Below are 19,093 nucleotides of genomic sequence, written 5' to 3'. Positions count from 1 at the left end.
GTGTTACTTGCGGAACAAGAGGCGGGCGTCTGCTTTGTTGTTGCTGACGAGCCGGTCGTTCGGGCCACGAGTGTTGCCGAAGGTCCGGCTCGAGCGACCCAGGATACTGCCGCTCCGATCGCGGGCTACGGTGTCGCCGTCCAAGTACTGGGTGGTGTTGCCGAGAATGCGTCCCTGACCGTCGCGGACGGTGGATACTTTCATGCCCTGTCTCCCTGAGGGCTTACTTCGCCCTTCGGGTACAACCTACAGAGTCGGGACCACCGAAGTTGAAATTGGTACAAACTATTTTCAGGGGTTGACTGAGTGATCTTCCATGTCCGCGAACGAGTGGCAAGAACGAAGACTCGAGGTACGGCTAGGGCCTTAGAAGCCTTCCTGTGGGGATGTTGACCAATGCTTCGACGTTGCGCTCTCTCATGGGCCTGACGAAGAAGGGCGCGAGTAACAAGGTGGAGAACGTCGAGAAGGCCTACAGCTATCTCGACCAGGGGAAGTATCCCAACCTCGACACCGACGCCTGCGATGCCGTGCTGATGGCCATGATGGCCCGCTACAGCGCAGCCATCCTGCTTGGTCACCCCGAAGGCGTACCTCAGCGCTTCCTCATTGCGATGTGCAACGCGACGGAAGAGGTCGTGGGCAAAGGTCGCAACGCACGCACCCGCATCAAGGGCATCCTCCACCGCCGCGAGTACTGGGTTCGCTATGAACGCCGCAACTATGACGTGCTCTTGGCGAAATAAAGGAGCCGACATATTCAGGATCCTGATCCCGGGAACGGTATTAGCCCGAGTGGAGGTTTAACGACCCCGCGAATAAACCACTCGGAGAACAACGAAAGTGCCTCTTGAAGACTTCGCACCGAAGAACGTCGTCGTCCAGCCTGATCCTGGACCCACCTTAAGCCACTGTATTACTGCTGATCAGCTGATGATCTCCCCCAATGGTCTGAAGTACGTTGGAGAAATCTTTACTGAGACCGGCGTCGGCGCCACCTGTACAAACAAGAACACGCCGACTCGGTACCCGTTGTTCAATCGTCATGGCGCAGCCGAACATACCGAAACTTTAACCAACAACGGCTCCCGTTCCGTGTTCAGCGTCGTCACCCGGTCAGGGCTTGTCATCAAGGCCACCGCAAGCCAGAAGCTTCTTACCATCGACGAAGCCGGATGGTGGGTCTGGAAGAAGCTGTCAGACATCAGCCCCGGTCACCATTTGACGGTCAACCGTAGTTATGGATCGGGCATCGGGGTGGTCGCCGATCTGTCCTACGACGACCTTTATTTCGTCGGGGTAACGCTGGCCGACGGCCACCTTGGATGGAACCGCATTCTGCTCTGCAACGATGACCCCGTCGTCCAGAGCGCCATCGTCAACTATGGAACTGCACTCATCGGGAAGGAACCCAGGATCTACGCAAGGCCTGGGAAGACGAACTCCTTGGGGTACTATTTCAACTCGAAGGTCAACGTCGAGCGGCTCTATGAACTGCTCGGATGGAAGCGGTGCAATGCCGCAGGTAAGGTTCTGGGGCCGGTTCTGCGTCGTCTCAACCGTGACGGCATCCGTGCGGTCCTTCAGGGCTACTTCGACTGCGAGTGTTCGATCGATGGCTCTGTCATCGAGGTATCGTCGGCGTCGAAGAAGCTCCTCTCCGAAGTTAAGGTTGCATTGCTGGTCCACTTTGGAATTGTCAGCATCTTGAAGGAAAAGTGTGTTCCGAAGTACCCGGAAAAGGAATACTGGCGCCTGACGCTCTACGGTGCTGAGGCAGAATCATTCCTGTCCAACGTAGGGTTCCGCAGCGAGATCCGGAAGAAGGCCTGTGATGGGCTCCGGGGCAGGAAGCGGAACCCGAATCTTGACTCCATTCCCAACGTTGGCGGTCTTGTCACTGCGGTGTGCAACTCGTCCGAGGTCGATCGTGCACTTTACCGCAAGGTCCGGGACTACATGGATCGGAACACCGGTGATCGCACGCCCTTCGCCAAGCTCACGTATCAGCGTCTGGCAGAAATTCTTGCTGAAAGTTGGGCAGAGAGCCTTGCGCTCGAGCGGCTTCGGGAAATCTATGTGGCTGACTACTACTACGACGAAGTGATTTCAGTCAGCGCCATGCCTGCAGAACCCACTTTCGACTTCACGATGCCGTTGACCAATTCATATGTATTGAACGGCGTCGTCAGTCGCGGTGCCACCAACCGTTGATGAAGCTGATATGGCCCGGCACATGCTCCTTGAACACGTGCTGGGCTATTCCGCTTGTCTTGATGAAGTACACCCAAATTCACGGCATAGTCGAGAAGATGGAGGCCCTCATCGCGTAGAGTGGCTTCATGAGTTTGCTCGCATCGATCGCGCGATGGCAGGAAGAGTCCTTGGCGATTGCGCCGCCATCGGGTACCGACCGCCTACCGGCTGTGGGAGGACTCCCCGGCCCGGCATTCTTTCCCGAGGGTTTCGGCCTGAGTCATGTGGTTCGGAATGACCACCCCACGATCATTGCTATCGGGCACAACTTCGGTTGCCAGAAGTACCGCAACGAGATTCAGTCAGCGGGCCGTGAAGACGACAAAGCAACATGGCGTAACTTGGACGCTCTACTCCTTCAAGCCGGTTCCAATCCCGCTCAATGCTTTCGCACCAACTGGTTTGTTGGCCTTCTCCCCGGCAGCAAGCAGACCGGACGCTTCCTTCGAAAACCTGACCATGACTACGAGCAGGCATGCCTTTCGCTCTTGTTGAAGCAGATCCAGGAGATCAAGCCGACGGCGATACTACTACTCGGCCCCGAAGTCGCAGGCCGTGCCCACGGCCTAATACCTGCGCTTACGCCTTGGCGCGGGGCCAAGGGATGGATTGACATTGACCAGAGCACTGTCGGCCACTCTGCACACGACGTCGAGGTTCCTGCGGCAGGAGTACGAACCAACGTAGTCGCTCTCTTGCATCCGTCTTTCGGAGCTGCGAACCAAAGTCGCCGCATGAAGAACATGCGCGTTCCTGTGACCGAAGCTGAGATCATTCGGGCGGCAATGGCCTAGGAGATTACAAGCTAAAGTGGCCCCGAGGCATCCACCGTAGCCAGTCTGAGTGCTCTAATAAGAACGAGGTAAGCGCAATGCGAGGGTCCACGATGGCGAATGGGTACGGAGAAGCAGCACTCATGGCGACTCGGCAAGGGTCTTCTGCAAACATCAGCCCTGTCGCTCGATGGGAGAGCGCAATGGAGAAACTTTATCCCACTAGCCCGACGGCGCGAAAGAAGAGCTGCCCGCGGTGGAGCCTTTCTAGGTCTCTGTGAAGAGGGAATGGTTAAGGGGATTCCCGCAGGTCACTACACGGTTCGTATGAACAGGCTACTTTTCGCGATTCACTAGCCTAAGCTTCGGTACAGTTCAACACTTTTCCGGATAAGAATATCGATCCGTTTGTCTGAAACCTCGATGAGACGGTAGGAAGCGGGTGTTTTTCAGCCCGGACTTATGGGCGGACTCAGCTAAGATGTTTCCGGACGGAAACTAACGAGCTAATGGCAACAATTGATAGAAGACTCCTGCCGCTGATCGAAGCCTTGACATTTGCAAACGCGGATTGGCTCGCGTTTGAACTGCTGGAAGTTCTGAATCAGGGACGGGTTGCAGAAGAGACACGTGACGATCTGCAACATATGCAGCACGCAGTTCGTTCCACAGAGCAGCAGCCAGCGTGGAACCGGAAGGGCGAGCAAGGTCGCTTCCGGCGGAGCCAATTGTCGAAGACCAGCAGATCAATTGGACGGCCGACTATGTCGCCAATCGCATATCGGAAGTTGTGTTCACACTAGAAACGACTCTCGATCAACTTAACGAGATTCTGTCCAACGGAGTGCCTCTAGGCGGACCTGAGTCATCTACGGTAAGGATGGAAGAGGTCGCCCTAGTTCTTCAAGGTGAATACGAAGAACCGAGTATTCGCAGAAGCGAGGTTGCCCTATCCATTGCCGCGCTTCCGAAGCTTCAGAATGCGCTCCAATCATGGGTAGAATCAACACGAAGTCGGGGTGCCAACGAATGATCAGTGATGTGCAAGCAGCAGTTAACGCGATTCTCGGCGCCGTGCCCCAACTGCGCACTGCCAGTGGTGCAGGTCGGGTTTTCGAACTGTTCATCATGACCGGTGTGGCGACTAGACTGCAGAATCAGGGATTCGACGTTTGGTTGCAGCGGTCGGACGGCACTCGCGTTGGCTCAAGCGATTCTGACCTTCGATTCATTCAGCGCGATGGACCTCCGACTGGTGTGCCACGAGCGGCCTTGGGTCCCGGAAATGCAAGTGTCATCGGCTTCCGTCGGATTTCCAGCGGATCAGAGTGGGAAATTTGGAACGGCATTCAGTTCCAAGGACGGAGCGGAGCGGCTCACGAGATTGATATATCCGTGGTTCCACGAGCAGTTGGCATTGAGCTGAGGAAAACTGGTGGGCGACCGACAGGGAGGCCCCGGGTCGCGATAGAGTGCAAAGATGTTCGCCAAGCAGGAAACGTGGACGAGATGCGTGCCTTCGTCGCGCGTCTCTATGACGTCACGGTATTGGAAAGTCAGCAAAAATACGTGAACTTCCCGGCGCCGAGCCGAGCGATCTATCCTGGGACCTTCGGTGGAGACACATTTTATGCAGCCCAAGTGACCTACTGGGGGGAGAACCGTAACACCTTTAATGCAATCGCAAGGCGCTCCAGCTTTACCACTGGAGCGAAAGCGATGACCAAATATTATGGCGTTGAACCGCACGGCTTCATCACTGTCGGCAGTAGCGAAGCCGCCGCGCTTATGGATGCCGTCGCACAATGGATCGACGCCAAATGCCCATAGCTGCAAGCCGCCGGACCGCCAGATCGTCTAGTTCACCAGAACGATTCTGGGCTAACGCTGGCTCCGGTTGCGGTGGCCATCGAAGCGCAATGCTTCCTTCTGTCTGCGCTACACGCGCCACGCTCACCCCTGGCTGAAGCACCAACTCCACGATCCGGCGCTTCTCCGCCACACTCCGATGCACCCGCGTCCGCTTCGCCCCTACAACTTCCCCACGTTCCATCCCCGCATCATCACCCCGCAACTAACAACAAATCCAGTGGGGAAGATCACACGCTTATGCTGAAGCCCAGTTCCGACTTGTCCTCCTGAGTGACACCCACGAACTCCACCGCAGCATGGAGATTCCATATGGCGACATTCTGATCCATGCGGGCGACTTCACCATGTTTAGCAAGAGTGAAGTGATGATCAAGGACTTCAACGACTAGCTTGGCGAAGCATGCGCGATTGGAGCAATCCCCGGAGTACAAACCGATCCTGAGTATGTTCGGCTCGGATAGTCCCAGGAGGGGTGAAGCCGACTTTGCCGAAAACGCACATCTTCACTCACATTTTGCTCTCAAATCATCATTCGAACCCTAAACATTATCTTTCCAATGACCTGCAAGAGACTGGATTCGATGAAGAGCTAGGTTAATAAGGCTAGTGTATGATCGCGCCTCCGATGCGTATCAGGCTTCGAGAAGTCGGGTTCAGCCTAACAAGGCGCGTCGAGAGGCGGTCTCTCCATGGAAGAGCAGGACCTAAGGTCCCCCCGAAAACTTCTACGCGCAGCCCAATATGTCCGGATGTCCACCGAGCATCAGCAATACTCCACTGAGAATCAGTCCGAAGTTATCGCCCGCTACGCGAGGCAGCATGGCATGGAGATTGTGACAACGTACACCGATTCGGGAAAGAGTGGCCTCACCCTTGCAGGCAGGGAAGAGTTGCAGAAGTTACTCGCGGAAGCAGAATCCGGCCATGCCGACTTTAGCGCCGTGCTTGTCTACGATGTGAGCCGCTGGGGACGCTTCCAGGATGTTGACCAGAGTGCCTATCACGAGTACGTCTGCCGAAGAGCGGGCGTAAATGTTCATTACTGCGCAGAGCAGTTTCAGAACGACGGGAGTCCGATCTCTACCCTGATCAAAAGCGTGAAGCGGACTATGGCGGGGGAATATAGCCGGGAACTGTCGGTGAAAGTGTTTGCCGGGCAGTGCCGATTGATTGAGTTGGGATATCGGCAGGGCGGCCCGGCTGGATACGGCTTACGGCGACAACTGGTCGCCATGGATGGCACGCCGAAAGAACTCCTGTCTCGCGGTCAACAGAAGAGCATTCAGACGGATCGGGTGATACTCGTACTTGGTCCAGCCGAAGAAGTCAAAGTTGTCCGGGCAGCATTCGAGACGTTCACGCGTGGGGAGCGGACTGAAGCGCAGATTGCTCAGTCCCTCAACGATCGCGGACTCTTGACAGACTTCGGGAGAGCCTGGACGCGAGGAACGGTGCATCAACTGCTAACCAATCCAAAGTATGCGGGCATGAACGTCTACAATCGCAGATCCTTCAAGCTGAAAAAGAAGCGCATCGTAAACACTCCCGACATGTGGATCAGAAAAGAAGCCGCGTTCGACCCCGTCGTTCCACCCGAGCAGTTCCTCCGGGCCCAGCAAATCATCCAGGCTCGTTCAAGACACTTCACCAACGATGAGATGCTAGAGCGGCTCCGCAACCTGTTCAAACGTTACGGGACTCTCTCCGGGGTCCTAATCGACGAGACCGAGGAGATGCCTTCGAGCAGCGCCTATCGTTCCAGATTCAACACACTGCTGCGGGCATATACGCTGGTGGGCTTCACGCCCGACCGTGATTTCGCCTTCATCGAACTCAACCGAGCGCTCCGCCGTACTCATGCGGAGCACTGCGAGACGCTGTTGAGCAAGCTACGTGAGGACGGGGCGTTCGTGCGGCAAGATCCCATCACGGACCTCTTTATCGTGAACGAGGAGTTCTCGATGTCTCTGGTTATGGCTCGCTGCCAGGCCACTGCCAGCGGTAGCACGCGATGGAATCTTCGATTCGATGCATCTCTCCGGCCAGACGTCACGATTGCAGTTCGCCTTGAACCCGACAATCAAACCGTTCGGGACTACTATCTGTTTCCGGGCACTGATCTGTTCACCACTCGGCTTCGACTCAGCCGAGAAAACGGCATCTTGATTGATCTGTATAGATTCGACGACTTGAGGTTTCTGATCGGCATGGCTGAGCGCAGATCGATTGAGAGGGTCGCATGAGCGAAGAGGTCATTCAGATGATCGAGATTGCCCAGATACTCATCGCTAACCCTCGGCCTAGAAATCGAGTCAAGTTCCTGGAAATTGTGGCCAGCATAGAAGCAGTGGGACTCAAAAGGCCAATCCTTGTGAACCATCAGGTCCCCGCTGGCGGCGGATTCCAGTACGAGTTGGTGTGCGGCCAGGGAAGGCTGGAGGCATTCATGGCCCTCGGCAAAACTGTGATCCCGGCGATCGTCACTACAGTAACTCGTGAGCAGCTATACCTGATGAGCCTTGTTGAGAATGTCGCGAGGCGGCCACCTTCCAATCGCGCCCTATTGTTTGAGTTTCGGAGTTTGTTAGACAGAGGATACAAGACGGAACAAATTGCCGAGAAGCTTGGGGTGGAAAAGAGCCATGCCTACGGTATCGTCCAGCTTCTCAAGCACGGTGAGACCGTTCTACTCCAGGCCGTGGACGATGGAAGAATTCCGCTTCGAATTGCTATCGTCATTTCCAACGGAACCAACGAAGAGGTACAGGGTGCTCTGATTGAGGGTTATGAGACGGGCGATCTGCGAGGAGCGAAGTTGGAGATGGCGCGTCGTATCGTCGCGATGCGTCTGGCAAAGGATCGCATATCAGGACGAACAAGCCTCACTAAGCGAACGCTATCAGCGGGAGTGCTGATCGAAGAGTATGAGCAGCACGTCCAACAGCAGCGGTCTGCGGTGGCTCGCTTGAGCGCGGTTACTCATCGGCTGATGATTCTATCCACCTCGATGAAACGGCTTCTCCAGGATGAAAACTTCGTTACGCTCCTGCGAGCCGAATCCATCCAAGATATTCCGAGCCATCTTGCGGAGCGCATCGGATAGAAAGGATTCAGTGTGAACTCGTCTACCAACGTTGGCTTTGAGCTTAGGACCGTGCTGCTCCCGATCGCGTCTATCAGTACAAGGGGAACGCTCACAACGGAAGTACGGAAATCGAGGAAATATAAGCAGATCGCCGCCTCAATTGCATACCTGGGACTGGTGGAACCATTGGTGGTCTCTCCGATTGGTGACGGCAAGTTCCTGCTCCTCGATGGAGCGATTAGGCTAGATGTTCTGACGGAGCGCCAGGAAACGGAGGTTCGGTGCATCCTCTCTACCGACGACGAGGGGTATACCTACAACAAGCGGGTCAATCAGCTATCCAACATTGGCGAGCACTACATGATATTGAAAGCCCTGTCGAACGGAGTTAACGAACAGGATATTTCGGTATCGCTCTCCGTCGATGTAGAAACCATCCGTCGAAAGCGATCGATGTTGGATGGCATATGTAAAGAGGTTGTCGAGCTCCTCACCAATCGGAGGGTCGCCGTCCAGACTTATGGCGTCCTGCGCAAAATGAAGCCAATCGGTCAGATCCAAGCCGCTGAGCGAATGATTCACGCTAACGCATTCTCAACGAGAATGGCGAAGGCACTTCTGACGATTACAAAGCCTGAGTTGTTGGTGACCCCTGAGAAAGTGAGTCGATCTAGTCCTGGCAGCGGCGCTAAGCTCGAAGTCCTCCAACAGGAGTCCGAGGCGTTGCTCACCGACCTAAAGCAGGTGGAAGAGTCCTACGCTACCCAGGCGCTCGACCTGACTCTCGGCCTCGGATACGTCGAACGGTTGCTGGCTAACCCACGTATTGCGAAGTATCTGGCAAAGCACCATGCTGAGCTCTTGAATGAGTTCACCAAGCTGCTCGGGGAAAAAGCCGAAGAGATGTCGCGCACAATCACCCATCCAATTCAGAAAACTGCCAAAGCGGTGAGATCGGTCACGAAGAGGGCTGCAAACGTAGCCTGATAGGGGCTGCGCTTCGACGGCTCTCCTAGGGGTAGACCATAAAAATAACGTTCGACCCTTTTTGAGTTAATTCGGGGGTATGTCAATCTGGGGTATACCCCAAAGTTGCACGCCAGCTTGACATCTTTTTTGTCCATCTAGGGTAGCTTCATTATTTTATTGACATTTCCTGCGGATAGTCTAGAGTCTAACTGGACACTTTGAGGGGGATTGGATGATGTCAGCCAGGCGGCATGACAAGAGGGTCGGGTACCGCAGGGTCAGTGCCCTTGATCAAAATACTGAGCGCCAGCTTGAGGGCGTGGAGGTGGACAAGATGTTCACCGACAGAGCATCAGGAAAAGACACGGTGCGGCCACAGTTACAGGCTGCCCTCGATTACATCCGTGAAGGCGACTTGCTGTTGGTCCACAGTATGGACAGGCTCGCAAGAAATTTAGATGACCTGCGGAAGATTGTGATTGATCTCACAAGAAAGGGTGTTCACGTCCAGTTCGTCAAAGAGAGCCTGACCTTCACTGGCGAGGACTCGCCGATGTCTACCCTGCTGCTCTCATTGCTGGGCGCAGTGGCCGAATTTGAGCAATCGATGATACGAGAACGGCAGCGGGAGGGGATTGCGCTGGCGAAGAAAGCTGGCGTCTATAAAGGGAGGAAGCCTTCACTGACGGCTATGCAGGTCGCGGAGATTCGCAAACGAGTAGCGGCTGGGGAAAAGAAGGCGGGACTCGCCACTGAGTATAGGATATCGCGGCAGACCCTCTACTCTGCTCTGGGTTGAGTGGGCCATTGCACCAACCGGGGCGATCACTGAGGTCGCATTAGTGGTACCGAAGATGGCGGGGTTGGATCAATCGTCGAGTGGAAGTTCCGTATGGCGGGCTTTAGGACGAACTCACAGAGGGAGTTAGAACGAAGCGAAAGAAGTCGAGAAACCAAACTGACTAACACTGCCCCCAGCTCATCAAGTAAGGGTGCTGTCGCCCCGGTCCAGTGGGCGTGATAGTACGCCAATGGTGCAGTCAAACCAGAGTCCCGCAGCTCCAATTCCAAGAACTTCATCGCTCGGGCGAAAATCACAGGCTTGTTACACCAACGGCACAACCACCCGTCACGCTGGAAAATAGATAGCTGCACAGGTTTCGACAGCGCAGCTCGTCTAATTTGGTTCGGTTGTGGCATAGAGATTACTCCTGTTCGAACCGGAAAAGTCCATCGCCGAAACACTTACAATTTGCATCGGCGAACCGGGGCACCATCACGCAGAGTTCTAACGACGACCCCCTTGACCGTGTCGCCGACTTCGTCCACCTCGAACATCTGGCAGCCAAACTGAAAGTTTTTGCACCTCAGATGGTTTTCCTTGAGGCCTTCGAGCCCGCGTGGCGGAGATTCCAAGAACATTGGGTGTTTGATAGGAATAGCCTGCGCATCCCGAATTGTGAAGCGTACTCCATAAGCAGAACCTATTGCGGCGATGCTGCCTATCTGGGGTCTCACAGCCAGGTGCACGTTTGTGTTGTGTCGCTCCTTAAAGCCGACTCCACAGAGATAGAAGATTTCGCCCCTGCCGTCGAGTTCGTACTCGCCGTCGGCCATGGTGGGTCTGACGTTACGCTCATCACGTCCGACAAAGCACCTGCGACAGTGCGTGTAGGGCCTGAAGCCCACTATATGGTGTCCCCAGAGATGCCGGAAACGGGGGATTGTTGAGTCGAGTCCATCTACGATCAAGCGCATTGGCGGAACAGACTCCTTGTGGTGAGGAGCACCAGTGGCATGCTCCTCGGCAAGTGCTTCAGGATTTGACGCGGAGTGCGGACACTCCGAATGACTGGCTTTCGATGAGGTTGCATCGGCGACCGGTCTCTACTGTGTAGCGGTAAGATCCCGTAGGAACTCTGACGGCGGCCCGCCGCTGGTCACAAGCAGGCAGTCTCTGGCTCGGGTGCAGGCGACGTAAAGGAGTTGCCTCTCGGTGTTATAGACCTCTTCCACTTCCACAAGATCGCCAGCTGCTTCAATCCGCTCTTGCCGGGGAATGATCCCTTCATCGCAACACATGACCGTCACTGCCCGGAACTCAAGTCCCTTGGCAAGGTGCATGGTGCTAAGAGCAAGCGTCCCCTCGGTTGGCTCCATGTGAGTGTCCAACGCCTTGCACGGCAATCCCGCAAGCTTTGCTGCCTTTTCGGCGCGTGGCAACTCGGCAGCAGAGCGTACGAACACGACCATCTCGTCTGGCCGGTAGTTTTCTGCGGTGCGCCGTCTCAGCCAATCGGCAACGGTGCTCTGCTCCTCCTCCTTGGTTACAGCTTCAACGATCTCCGGAAGTGCTCCGTCGAAGACCGAGATTGTTCCTCTCCGCTCCTCAACGTTCCCGTCAACGTCCGAGATCTCACTGTCCAGCAGGCGGTCCGCATGAGTTCGGATTTGGTGAGAGGTCCTGTAATTGACCTTCAACGTCGAGGACTTTCCTCGGACATCAACCCCCATGGCCCTCCACGAAAACGGCTGCTGGAAGATCCGCTGGCCCGTGTCGCCTGCGAAGAAGAGGGAGTTGGGACGGCCTCCTCCAAGTGCCGCCAGGAAGCGCAGCTGTGTAACGCTGACGTCTTGGGCCTCGTCAATGACGGCGAAGTCGAAGGGAGGAGCTGCTCCATCGGCGTAGTGCTTCGCCAATCGTCCGAAGACGGTCGCTTCCGTGATCTTCTTGCCTTTCGCCAAACCGGCGTCGACCTGTTCGAAGATCGACCACAAGACCTTCCGTTCCGCCTCACGTAACCGGATCCTCCGGCCAAGTCGGGTGATGTCCCGGTATTGCTCCCAGGCCCCTAGCTGCCAGGCATCGACCACGTGGTTCCATTCGCTCCACAGGAACCGATCTGAGAATTTGTTTTCGCCTGACATCTTCGAAGCCTCTTCCAGTAGCTTGCGGATCTCCGTCGGGGTCGCTATCGTAGGCGCACCGAACTGAGACCTGTAAAGCCGCAAGCCCACTTCATGCATCGAGAGCACCTCTATCTGCTCACCGAGGCGTGGACGGCGACCAATCAGCAGTCGCAGCTTGGTCTGTAGCGCGTTCGCGAGCACATCGGAGAACGTGGCCAGCAGGACACGGGCGCTCGGATTATCGTCCGCTAGGTGGACCGCACGATGCAGTGCCACGATGGTCTTGCCGGTGCCCGCAGATCCAGCGACCTTAGCCGGTCCTTTGAAGTCTCGCTCGACCAACTGACGTTGGGCCGGGTGCAGGAAGACTGCCCACTTCTCCCAGGGCGAGTTCAACGCGATCTCCAATTCCTCGACGTTCTTGACAGCGCGGAAGCGGCGCTGAGCATCAGGATGAAGGAACGGATCGCTCACCGGTTCTGAAACCAGCGGCTTCGGAACTACTCCCGTCGCAAGATTCAGCAGCGCCTCGGCAGCCTCGACGGGCAAATGTCCGACGATATCGAGCAGCGTGTCTTCGGTCGCCCCACGCACGTCATCTATCCATTCCTTAGGAACGCCGTACTGGAGTAGCTGGGCCTCCGGAACGGTAGCGAACAGCGGTGCCTTCTCGACCATTGGTTCCGGGCTGGCTGGTGTCTCCACGTACTTCGGAACGGTGATCTCCTGCACGCGCTCGCGGATTTCGACCAGTTGCGCCGCCCCCGTCTTTGGGTGAGTCTCCAACTTGCGGCGCTCCGCCCATTGGTAGGCCGGATCGTGGTGGTCTACATAGCAGAGCAGCAAGCTTGCGCCGGTCCGATGGACTATAAGGCGAACATCACGACTGACGCGGATGGAGCAGAAGTTCTGGTCCTTAGCCTTGTCAAGCTTGTGGAACTGGAGGCTTGGGTGCGCCGGGTTTAACTGCAGATCGAACGCAGTCGTCTTGACCGCCTTCTGCTCCTCGCCGGTCAGCCGGGCGAGACTGGCCGTAAACGTGTCCGCGATCCGAAATTCCATCCGTTTATCCGCCCACCTTAAAAACCTTCATGACCTCGTCTCCCAGGTGGTTGATGACCTTGACCGCGATCCTGCCCGACTCGGGCTTTGGGAAGGGGCGTGAGGTGTCGCTGTGCAGGGTAGCCCAGGCTTCTTCGTTGATCTCCGCTTTCAGGGTAGTTTTGAGAGCCTTGTACGGATCGTTCGCGCCGAGGAAATACGCCTGGCGGACAAAGAAGCTCTCCTCGTTGTAGTCCGTGTCAACGAACCAGCAAGCGATGTCCTTCGCCTCAGAGCTATGTATTTCGCCGGTGCCGGGATGGAACACATCGACGCCGTTCACCCTCACTTGGATCTCGCCGTCAGCCGCATTCAGGATGGTGATGTCCGGCTCGCCGAAGATCACGAACAGGTTGCCCTTACCGGTGTTCTTTAGATCTGCGGCCATGTGCAGATCAGCGTTCATGCGAGCCTTCAGGACCGGGATGCGACCGAGTCGGTCGAAGTCGGAGGAGTGCGCGTCGTAGCTGAAGGCGCAGGCGATCACGATGTCGAAGGCAGCGTCGCCAGCCTCGCGGGCGGCGGAGACGAGGTCAGGGCGCGAGACGGTGCCGAACTCCGGACCTATGAGGATGGCAGCACGCTTCTCGTTGCCATCGCCGTCGAGGTACCGGCCATCGGAGCAGACATACCGGCCAGGCCACGGGGTGAGCGACGAGAAGACGATCTTCCTGCCCTTGTCCGCTTGTTGCACTCCGCTGGTCTTCAGGTTATCGAGGATGACTTGAACGAAGTTCGCCGCGTCGCGAGCGTCACCGTCGCTGTCCGATGCCTCCTCAAAGAATCTGTTGTTCTCATCGATCGCGAGCACACGGTGGGGCGACAGGCTCTCGACTGTGAACGGCCCTGCGACGCGAACCTTCTTGTTATCCTCGTAAGGTCTGTCGTAGAGAAATTCCGACTCTGCTTTGGCCGCGATGGATGCGTCGATTGCTTTCTGCCGAGCGATGCGCTCCTCCCACCAATCTGCGTGAAGCTGCTTCGCCCCTTTCGGCCACGCGTCGCCCGCTGCACGCGGGATTTCCCACTCTTGCCAGTTTTGTTTGAGTGCCTGATTTAGCCGTTCGCGGAGCGGCTCCAGTCTGTCTTGATACTCCTGCCAAATCACGTCTATCTCAGCGTTGTTGGCAATGGATTTCAGCGTGATGTGCGGAATGCGCTCGGACACAAATCCCTGTCTAACATTGCCATGCGTTGGGGATTCCGAAGGTATACGGCCAGTGAGATGAGCTTCCTTAACCTGCCCCTCGCGCGAGTCGGCCAGCAGGTAAAAGGGATAACGCGCTCCCATTACTCGGGCGCGTGCAAGCGCCAGTGCGACACGCGATGTATCGATCGTGATCCAACGGCGGCCCCACTGCTCCGAGACATAAGCAGTTGTGCCAGAACCACATGTCGGGTCTAAGACAAGATCGCCCGGATCTGTGCACATCAAGATGCATCTCTGCACCACTAGTGGAAGGGTTTCTACAACATAGTTCTTTTCGAGGGACGACCCGGAGATAACTGTGTCCGTCCAGATATGGTGGCGGCCCACAGCGGTGAAGTCTTTGAGCTTTCGAAGGTAATTCAAGCTATTCTTTGCCGGGGATAGGCGCCCCGCCTTCAAGAGTCGCGACATGCCCTGTTGGTTAGTCTTCCATCGGACCTTGATATTGGGCAGTATCTCTCGACCCTCAATGCTCACCGGAAACCAGGAAGCAGCGCCCTCACCCTTGTCACGCCCCACACTTTGAGACGTAATGTTGTCGAACCTAATGATCTCGCCCTTCTCAATCTCAGCCTTCGGCATCCCATTGAGAGGCATAATGGTGCCATCGGCATAAAGAACCTTGTTGTATGCCTCGAACGATCCCGTTCCAAGTTCCTTTGAGTAGAACGGCTCACGGAATTTGACAGAATCTTTGCTCTTTCGATACCAAAGCAGGTAATCGGCGACGTTCCCCAGGTAGTCAGAAGTGCTGCTGGATGTTTTGAGAAAAGTGATCTGATTCACGCAACACTCCGCCCCAAACACCTCATCAAGTAACGCGCGTACCCTATGGACGTTTTCGTCACCAATTTGCACAAATATTGAGCCTGACTCTGTCAGAAGATCACGTGCGACAGTGAACCTGTCTCGCAGGTAGGTGAGGTACGAATGAATCCCATCCCTCCATGTGTCGCGAAATGCCTTCACCTGTTCAGGCTCACGCGTGATGTGGTCCGCATTCCCATCTTTCACATCACGGGTGGTCGTCGACCACTGGAAGTTGGAGTTGAACTTGATTCCATAGGGCGGGTCGAAGTAGATGCACTGCACTTTCCCGCGTAGGCCTTCTCGCTCGGCCAGCGAAGCCATCACCTGAAGGCTATCGCCAAGAATCATTCGGTTCGACCAGTGCGCATCGTGCTGGTAGAACTCAGTCTTGGCGGCTTCACTTGGAAGGCCATTAAAATCAGCAAACAAGTCAGCCTGCCCGCTTGTTGACGAAGCTTGCCCGCGTTCAGTCTGGCGCTTCAGTTCGTCAATCAGCACCTTGGGCTGCACCTTCTCCTGAATGTAGAGCGGCGGTGCAGGCACAAGAAGGTCGGGATCGTCCTCGCCCTGGTCGGCGTCCGGGTACTTGCCGCGCCAGATCAGTTGAGGGTCTAGATCGCGGTTGCGCCGCTCGTAAGCCACACGAGTCGCCCGCTGCTCGTCCGTTCTCATGACCGACTGAAACTCCGCCGTTGGGATGTTCTTCCGCGACGCCTTGGTATGCGTGAGCATCGCGACGGTCTTTATCGTAGGTGCTTTTGCCATTGTTCCTAAGCCCCTTGTCCTTGCGGAGCCAGCACTTCGGGCTGCGCCTTCAGAACGTCCTCAATCATTCCGTTGAATAACCCTTCGACCCTCGATATGAACTCAGACTCGATGGCATAGACGGACGTGAACTCCGCAAATGCCCAGCGCCCGTAGTTGCCGCTGTTGTTGACGCCAGGGACCCAGTAAGTCTCCATCGCGTCCTTCTTGTCCTTGGCATCCTCACCCCGGTAACCTTTGATCTCGACAACCAGGTTCAATAGATCCTGGTCCCCATGACCATCGTCGATGCGCACGATGAAGTCGGGGCGATATCGCTTACTCTCCGACCCGCGCCGGTACGGCACCTCAAACCCGAGAGAATGGTTCTTCACATAAGCCCGCACCCGGGGATGCGTTTCAGCGACCCGGCAGAACTCCGCCTCCCAGTCGCTGTCGAGGATGACCCAGTTGATGTGACAACGCGGCGGGTTCGTCGCACCGCCCGTGTCCCAACGTTCAGTCTTCGTAGTGGCGAAATTGACGTGGCATGTCGATCCGATCTGGTTGAAGGGGTCGAGGATGATCTTGATCCGGGACCTGGGGATTGTGCCCCGCGTGATGGCTGCAGTGATCCGCTCGCAGGCGATGTCCTTCAGATTTCCTGTCATGATCTGCGCCTTCTGAGTGCCGCCGGTGCAGACCAGGCACTCGTCCAGCCAGCGCCGGGTGATGTTGTAGAGCTGGGGAAAGAGATGCGGCTCTGCCGGTTCGCCCGCTTCGCGCCAGCGACTGTAGAGCAGCCAGGACGTGAGCTGGAAGATCAAGGTCGAGTACCGGATGTTGCCCAGGTGCTCAACGGTGAGTTCAACCCCCTTGCCGACGATGCCTGAGTTTGTAGTTGCGGTCGGACCCACCAGGCTCGGAGTGAGAACCAGCTTGGACTCGTCCGTGAAGATGGCGTCTAGCTTGTCCTCCGGAGGTTCGACTCGATAGCCCTGCACACGTGGGAAGCTGATCTCCAGGTAGTCCCGATCCGGACGAACAGCCTTCACCTGAATAGTCTTCCGGGGCGCTACCGGCGGCGCAATGACGGGGCTGGCAGCGAAATCGAAGGGGATGCCGAGAATGTCGGCGTACTTGGCGTCGAACAGGCCTTCGGAGTTCAAGTCGTATGATTCGCGCCGCAGGGCTCTTCCAATCACCTGCTCGCAGAGCAGTTGCGTCCCAAAAGCCCGCACTCCGAGCACGTGCGTGACGGTGTTCGCGTCCCACCCTTCCGTCAGCATCGATACTGAAACAACGCAGCGCACCTGCTCGCCGAGCTTCCCCTTTTTGCCTACGGTGTTCATGACCTCGCGGAGAAGTTCGACATCGTCCATCTCCTCAGCTCGAACCTGTTCACCGCTGCGTTCGATCTTCTCCCGTCGGAACTGCTCAATCTCGACCGCCGCCGCCTTGCGGAAGCCTTCGTCGAGCGCCTCGCCGGACTCCAACTGCTCGCTGTCGATAAGTAGAGTGCGGGGTCGTGCCAGCGGTTGGTCGTACTCATCAAAGTTGCGGAAGAGAGGAAGATGCCCAGGCACCAACCTGGATTCAGTGTCGGAATCACGGAAGAACCCTGACACGAAATCGTAGACAAGCTTCGAAGTGGAGGTGTTGTTGCAAACGAAGATGAAGCAGGGCGGCACATCCATCTCTGCCCGCTCCCAGGCCTCGAATGTCTTCACGTAGTGGCCGTAGAGGGCATGGATGGCGCTAACCAGGGTAGCCGGGATGTTTTGTGGATCAAGTACGCCCGCCTTGCCGCGACCCTTCTTCGAGAGATCCTTCCCAACGTGCTGCCAGAGGTTCCGGAACTTCGGCATCTCGCCGCCCGGCACGTTGTCAGCCACGGGAACGCGGGGGAGCTTGACGATGCCGGATTCAATCGCGTCCATGAGGGAGAAGTCACTCATGGTCCAGGGAAAGAGCGTGCCCTCTCGATATCCAGAGCCGTGCAGAAAGAACGGCGTCGCGGACAGGTCGATGACTTTCGAGATGCCGAGCTGACGCTTCACCGCTTCAAGCCCGGAGATCCAGACGCGAGCGGCCTCAGCGTTCTTCTTGGCTTCCTCCTCCTCGTCTCTGCTGAGCTCTTCGTCGACCCGATTCTTGACCCTTTCTCTGTAGCAGTGGTGGGCCTCGTCGTTGATGACGAGGATATTCTTGATGCCCATTAGGCTTTGCGCCACCCGCTGGACCATCTGCCCCTCGGTCTCGGTAGTCTTCAATTCGGGTCCATATCGCCCCCGTAAGAGCGCCTTGCCCCCCTTCGAGACGTCGAGACGCTCTTGCAGTTTGAACTTGTGAAAGTTCTCCACCACGATCTCAGCCCGTTGGATGTCCAGCAGCATGTCGGTCGGCACCAACTCGCGGTTCGCGTAATAGTTGTCCGGATCGTTGGGTTGGAGTACCCGGAGGCGGTCTTTGATCGTAAGACCAGGTGCAACGACAAGGAATCCGCGCGTGAACTGACTGTTTGGGTGCCGGACGGCATTGACCGTCTGCCAGGCGATGATCATCGCCATGACCGTCGTCTTACCCGCGCCGGTCGCCAACTTCAGGGCTATACGTAGGAGTTCGGGGTTAGCTTCCTGGTTTACGAGCTTCAGGTGTTCCAGGTATTTCTTGCCACGCTTGGGGGCGACCTCGGTGAGCCAGATGATCGTCTCGGCAGCCTCGACCTGGCAAAAGAACGGGCGAACCCCGTTGAACTGATAGTGCCGCCAATGCTGGAGAAGCCGCCTCGTCTCCGGGTTGACCAGCCAGTCATCAGGGTTAGGTAATCCACGCCAAGCGTCGACGTCGGCCCTGAGTTCGTCAATAAACGGGATCGGGGCGTACCGCTGATCCGGTGTGGAGAGCCCCCCGCCTTCATCGAAGACGATGTCCTCCTGCGTCCCCTCACCCTTACGCTTCTTGGGCTTCGGAATGGGCGTAATGAACTCAGCGCGGCGACGGGTTTGAATGACCCGCTGACTCGGCTGTCCGGAAGCATCTAGCTCCCAGTGGCAGGCGGGCTGCGCATAGGGACTGTTCAGTATGGGGTGTTCGAAGAAGGGGTTCTCGACTTGCACGCTTCCTCTTTGGGTTGATTCAGGCTCCACACTATTGTGGCACACCGAGGAGACGATCCAGTGAGCGCAATCGTCCCCCCAGATTGCCTACACACACGGGAAGTAGTCGGAGACGCATTCGGAGATTCTATAGACGGATCCGGGCGATTCACACGACGTTGTATATCGGGGCTGGAGGAGGGGGTCGGCGAATGCGGAGGTGTTAAACGTTAAGCCCCCAGCGGGTGCTGTCGGGGGCTTCCGC

15 protein-coding genes are annotated in these 19,093 nt (G+C 56.7%); 10 read left to right on the top strand and 5 right to left on the bottom strand.

What is annotated here, in order from left to right; genetic code table 11:
* Positions 1–3 precede the first annotated feature (3 nt).
* Complete coding sequence (locus BDD14_RS12360; protein WP_130419072.1) at positions 4–204, bottom strand: hypothetical protein; 201 nt, start codon at positions 202–204, stop codon at positions 4–6.
* A 176-nt stretch (positions 205–380) separates the two neighbouring features.
* Here BDD14_RS12360 and BDD14_RS12355 point away from each other — a divergent pair, with 176 nt between their 5' ends.
* The 10 genes from BDD14_RS12355 (at position 381) to BDD14_RS12315 (ending at position 9,754) form a co-directional block, all read left to right on the top strand.
* Positions 381–746 (top strand): hypothetical protein, encoded by a 366-nt coding sequence (locus tag BDD14_RS12355; protein WP_130419071.1) that lies wholly within the window; start codon positions 381–383, stop codon positions 744–746.
* Positions 747–843: 97 nt separating this feature from the next.
* Positions 844–2,214: an LAGLIDADG family homing endonuclease gene (locus BDD14_RS12350; protein WP_130419070.1), complete on the top strand. Its 1,371-nt coding sequence runs from the start codon at positions 844–846 to the stop codon at positions 2,212–2,214.
* Between the two features lie 128 nt (positions 2,215–2,342).
* The gene (locus BDD14_RS12345) at positions 2,343–3,050 is read left to right on the top strand and encodes a uracil-DNA glycosylase family protein (RefSeq protein ID WP_130419069.1); all 708 of its coding nucleotides are present in this window, start codon (positions 2,343–2,345) and stop codon (positions 3,048–3,050) included.
* A 77-nt stretch (positions 3,051–3,127) separates the two neighbouring features.
* Positions 3,128–3,310, top strand: a complete 183-nt coding sequence (locus tag BDD14_RS34460) for a DUF6979 family protein (RefSeq protein ID WP_423201753.1) — start codon at positions 3,128–3,130, stop codon at positions 3,308–3,310.
* A gap of 7 nt (positions 3,311–3,317) precedes the next feature.
* Entirely contained in the window at positions 3,318–3,386 is a 69-nt protein-coding gene (locus BDD14_RS34455; protein ID WP_423201792.1) for a hypothetical protein, read from the top strand.
* Between the two features lie 1,143 nt (positions 3,387–4,529).
* A complete protein-coding gene (locus tag BDD14_RS31790) occupies positions 4,530–4,859 on the top strand; it encodes a hypothetical protein (protein ID WP_165420048.1) in 330 nt (109 codons plus the stop codon).
* A gap of 731 nt (positions 4,860–5,590) precedes the next feature.
* Positions 5,591–7,144 (top strand): recombinase family protein, encoded by a 1,554-nt coding sequence (locus BDD14_RS12330; RefSeq protein ID WP_130419067.1) that lies wholly within the window; start codon positions 5,591–5,593, stop codon positions 7,142–7,144.
* Entirely contained in the window at positions 7,141–8,004 is an 864-nt protein-coding gene (locus BDD14_RS12325) for a ParB/RepB/Spo0J family partition protein (RefSeq protein ID WP_130419066.1), read from the top strand. The genes BDD14_RS12330 and BDD14_RS12325 overlap by 4 nt, the downstream gene beginning before the upstream one ends.
* A 12-nt stretch (positions 8,005–8,016) precedes the next feature.
* Positions 8,017–8,973, top strand: coding sequence for a plasmid partitioning protein RepB C-terminal domain-containing protein (locus BDD14_RS12320; RefSeq protein ID WP_130419065.1), 957 nt, complete (start codon positions 8,017–8,019; stop codon positions 8,971–8,973).
* A gap of 214 nt (positions 8,974–9,187) precedes the next feature.
* A complete protein-coding gene (locus BDD14_RS12315) occupies positions 9,188–9,754 on the top strand; it encodes a recombinase family protein (protein WP_242617908.1) in 567 nt (188 codons plus the stop codon).
* A 446-nt stretch (positions 9,755–10,200) separates the two neighbouring features.
* On the opposite strand, the gene BDD14_RS31785 is transcribed toward BDD14_RS12315, so the two are convergent.
* From BDD14_RS31785 to BDD14_RS12300, 4 genes are all read right to left on the bottom strand, one after another.
* Positions 10,201–10,572, bottom strand: coding sequence for a hypothetical protein (locus BDD14_RS31785; protein ID WP_165420047.1), 372 nt, complete (start codon positions 10,570–10,572; stop codon positions 10,201–10,203).
* 270 nt (positions 10,573–10,842) lie between these two features.
* Complete coding sequence (locus tag BDD14_RS12310) at positions 10,843–12,927, bottom strand: 3'-5' exonuclease (RefSeq protein ID WP_130419064.1); 2,085 nt, start codon at positions 12,925–12,927, stop codon at positions 10,843–10,845.
* Positions 12,928–12,931: 4 nt separating this feature from the next.
* Positions 12,932–15,751: a site-specific DNA-methyltransferase gene (locus BDD14_RS12305; RefSeq protein WP_130419063.1), complete on the bottom strand. Its 2,820-nt coding sequence runs from the start codon at positions 15,749–15,751 to the stop codon at positions 12,932–12,934.
* Positions 15,752–15,756: 5 nt separating this feature from the next.
* Complete coding sequence (locus BDD14_RS12300; protein ID WP_130419062.1) at positions 15,757–18,849, bottom strand: BPTD_3080 family restriction endonuclease; 3,093 nt, start codon at positions 18,847–18,849, stop codon at positions 15,757–15,759.
* Positions 18,850–19,093: the final 244 nt, after the last annotated feature.

It is taken from the genome of Edaphobacter modestus (genome assembly GCF_004217555.1).
In the GTDB taxonomy this organism is placed as follows: domain Bacteria; phylum Acidobacteriota; class Terriglobia; order Terriglobales; family Acidobacteriaceae; genus Edaphobacter; species Edaphobacter modestus.
The sequence above is the reverse complement of the archived record's forward strand: the minus strand, read 5'-3'. Positions and strand labels throughout refer to the sequence as shown.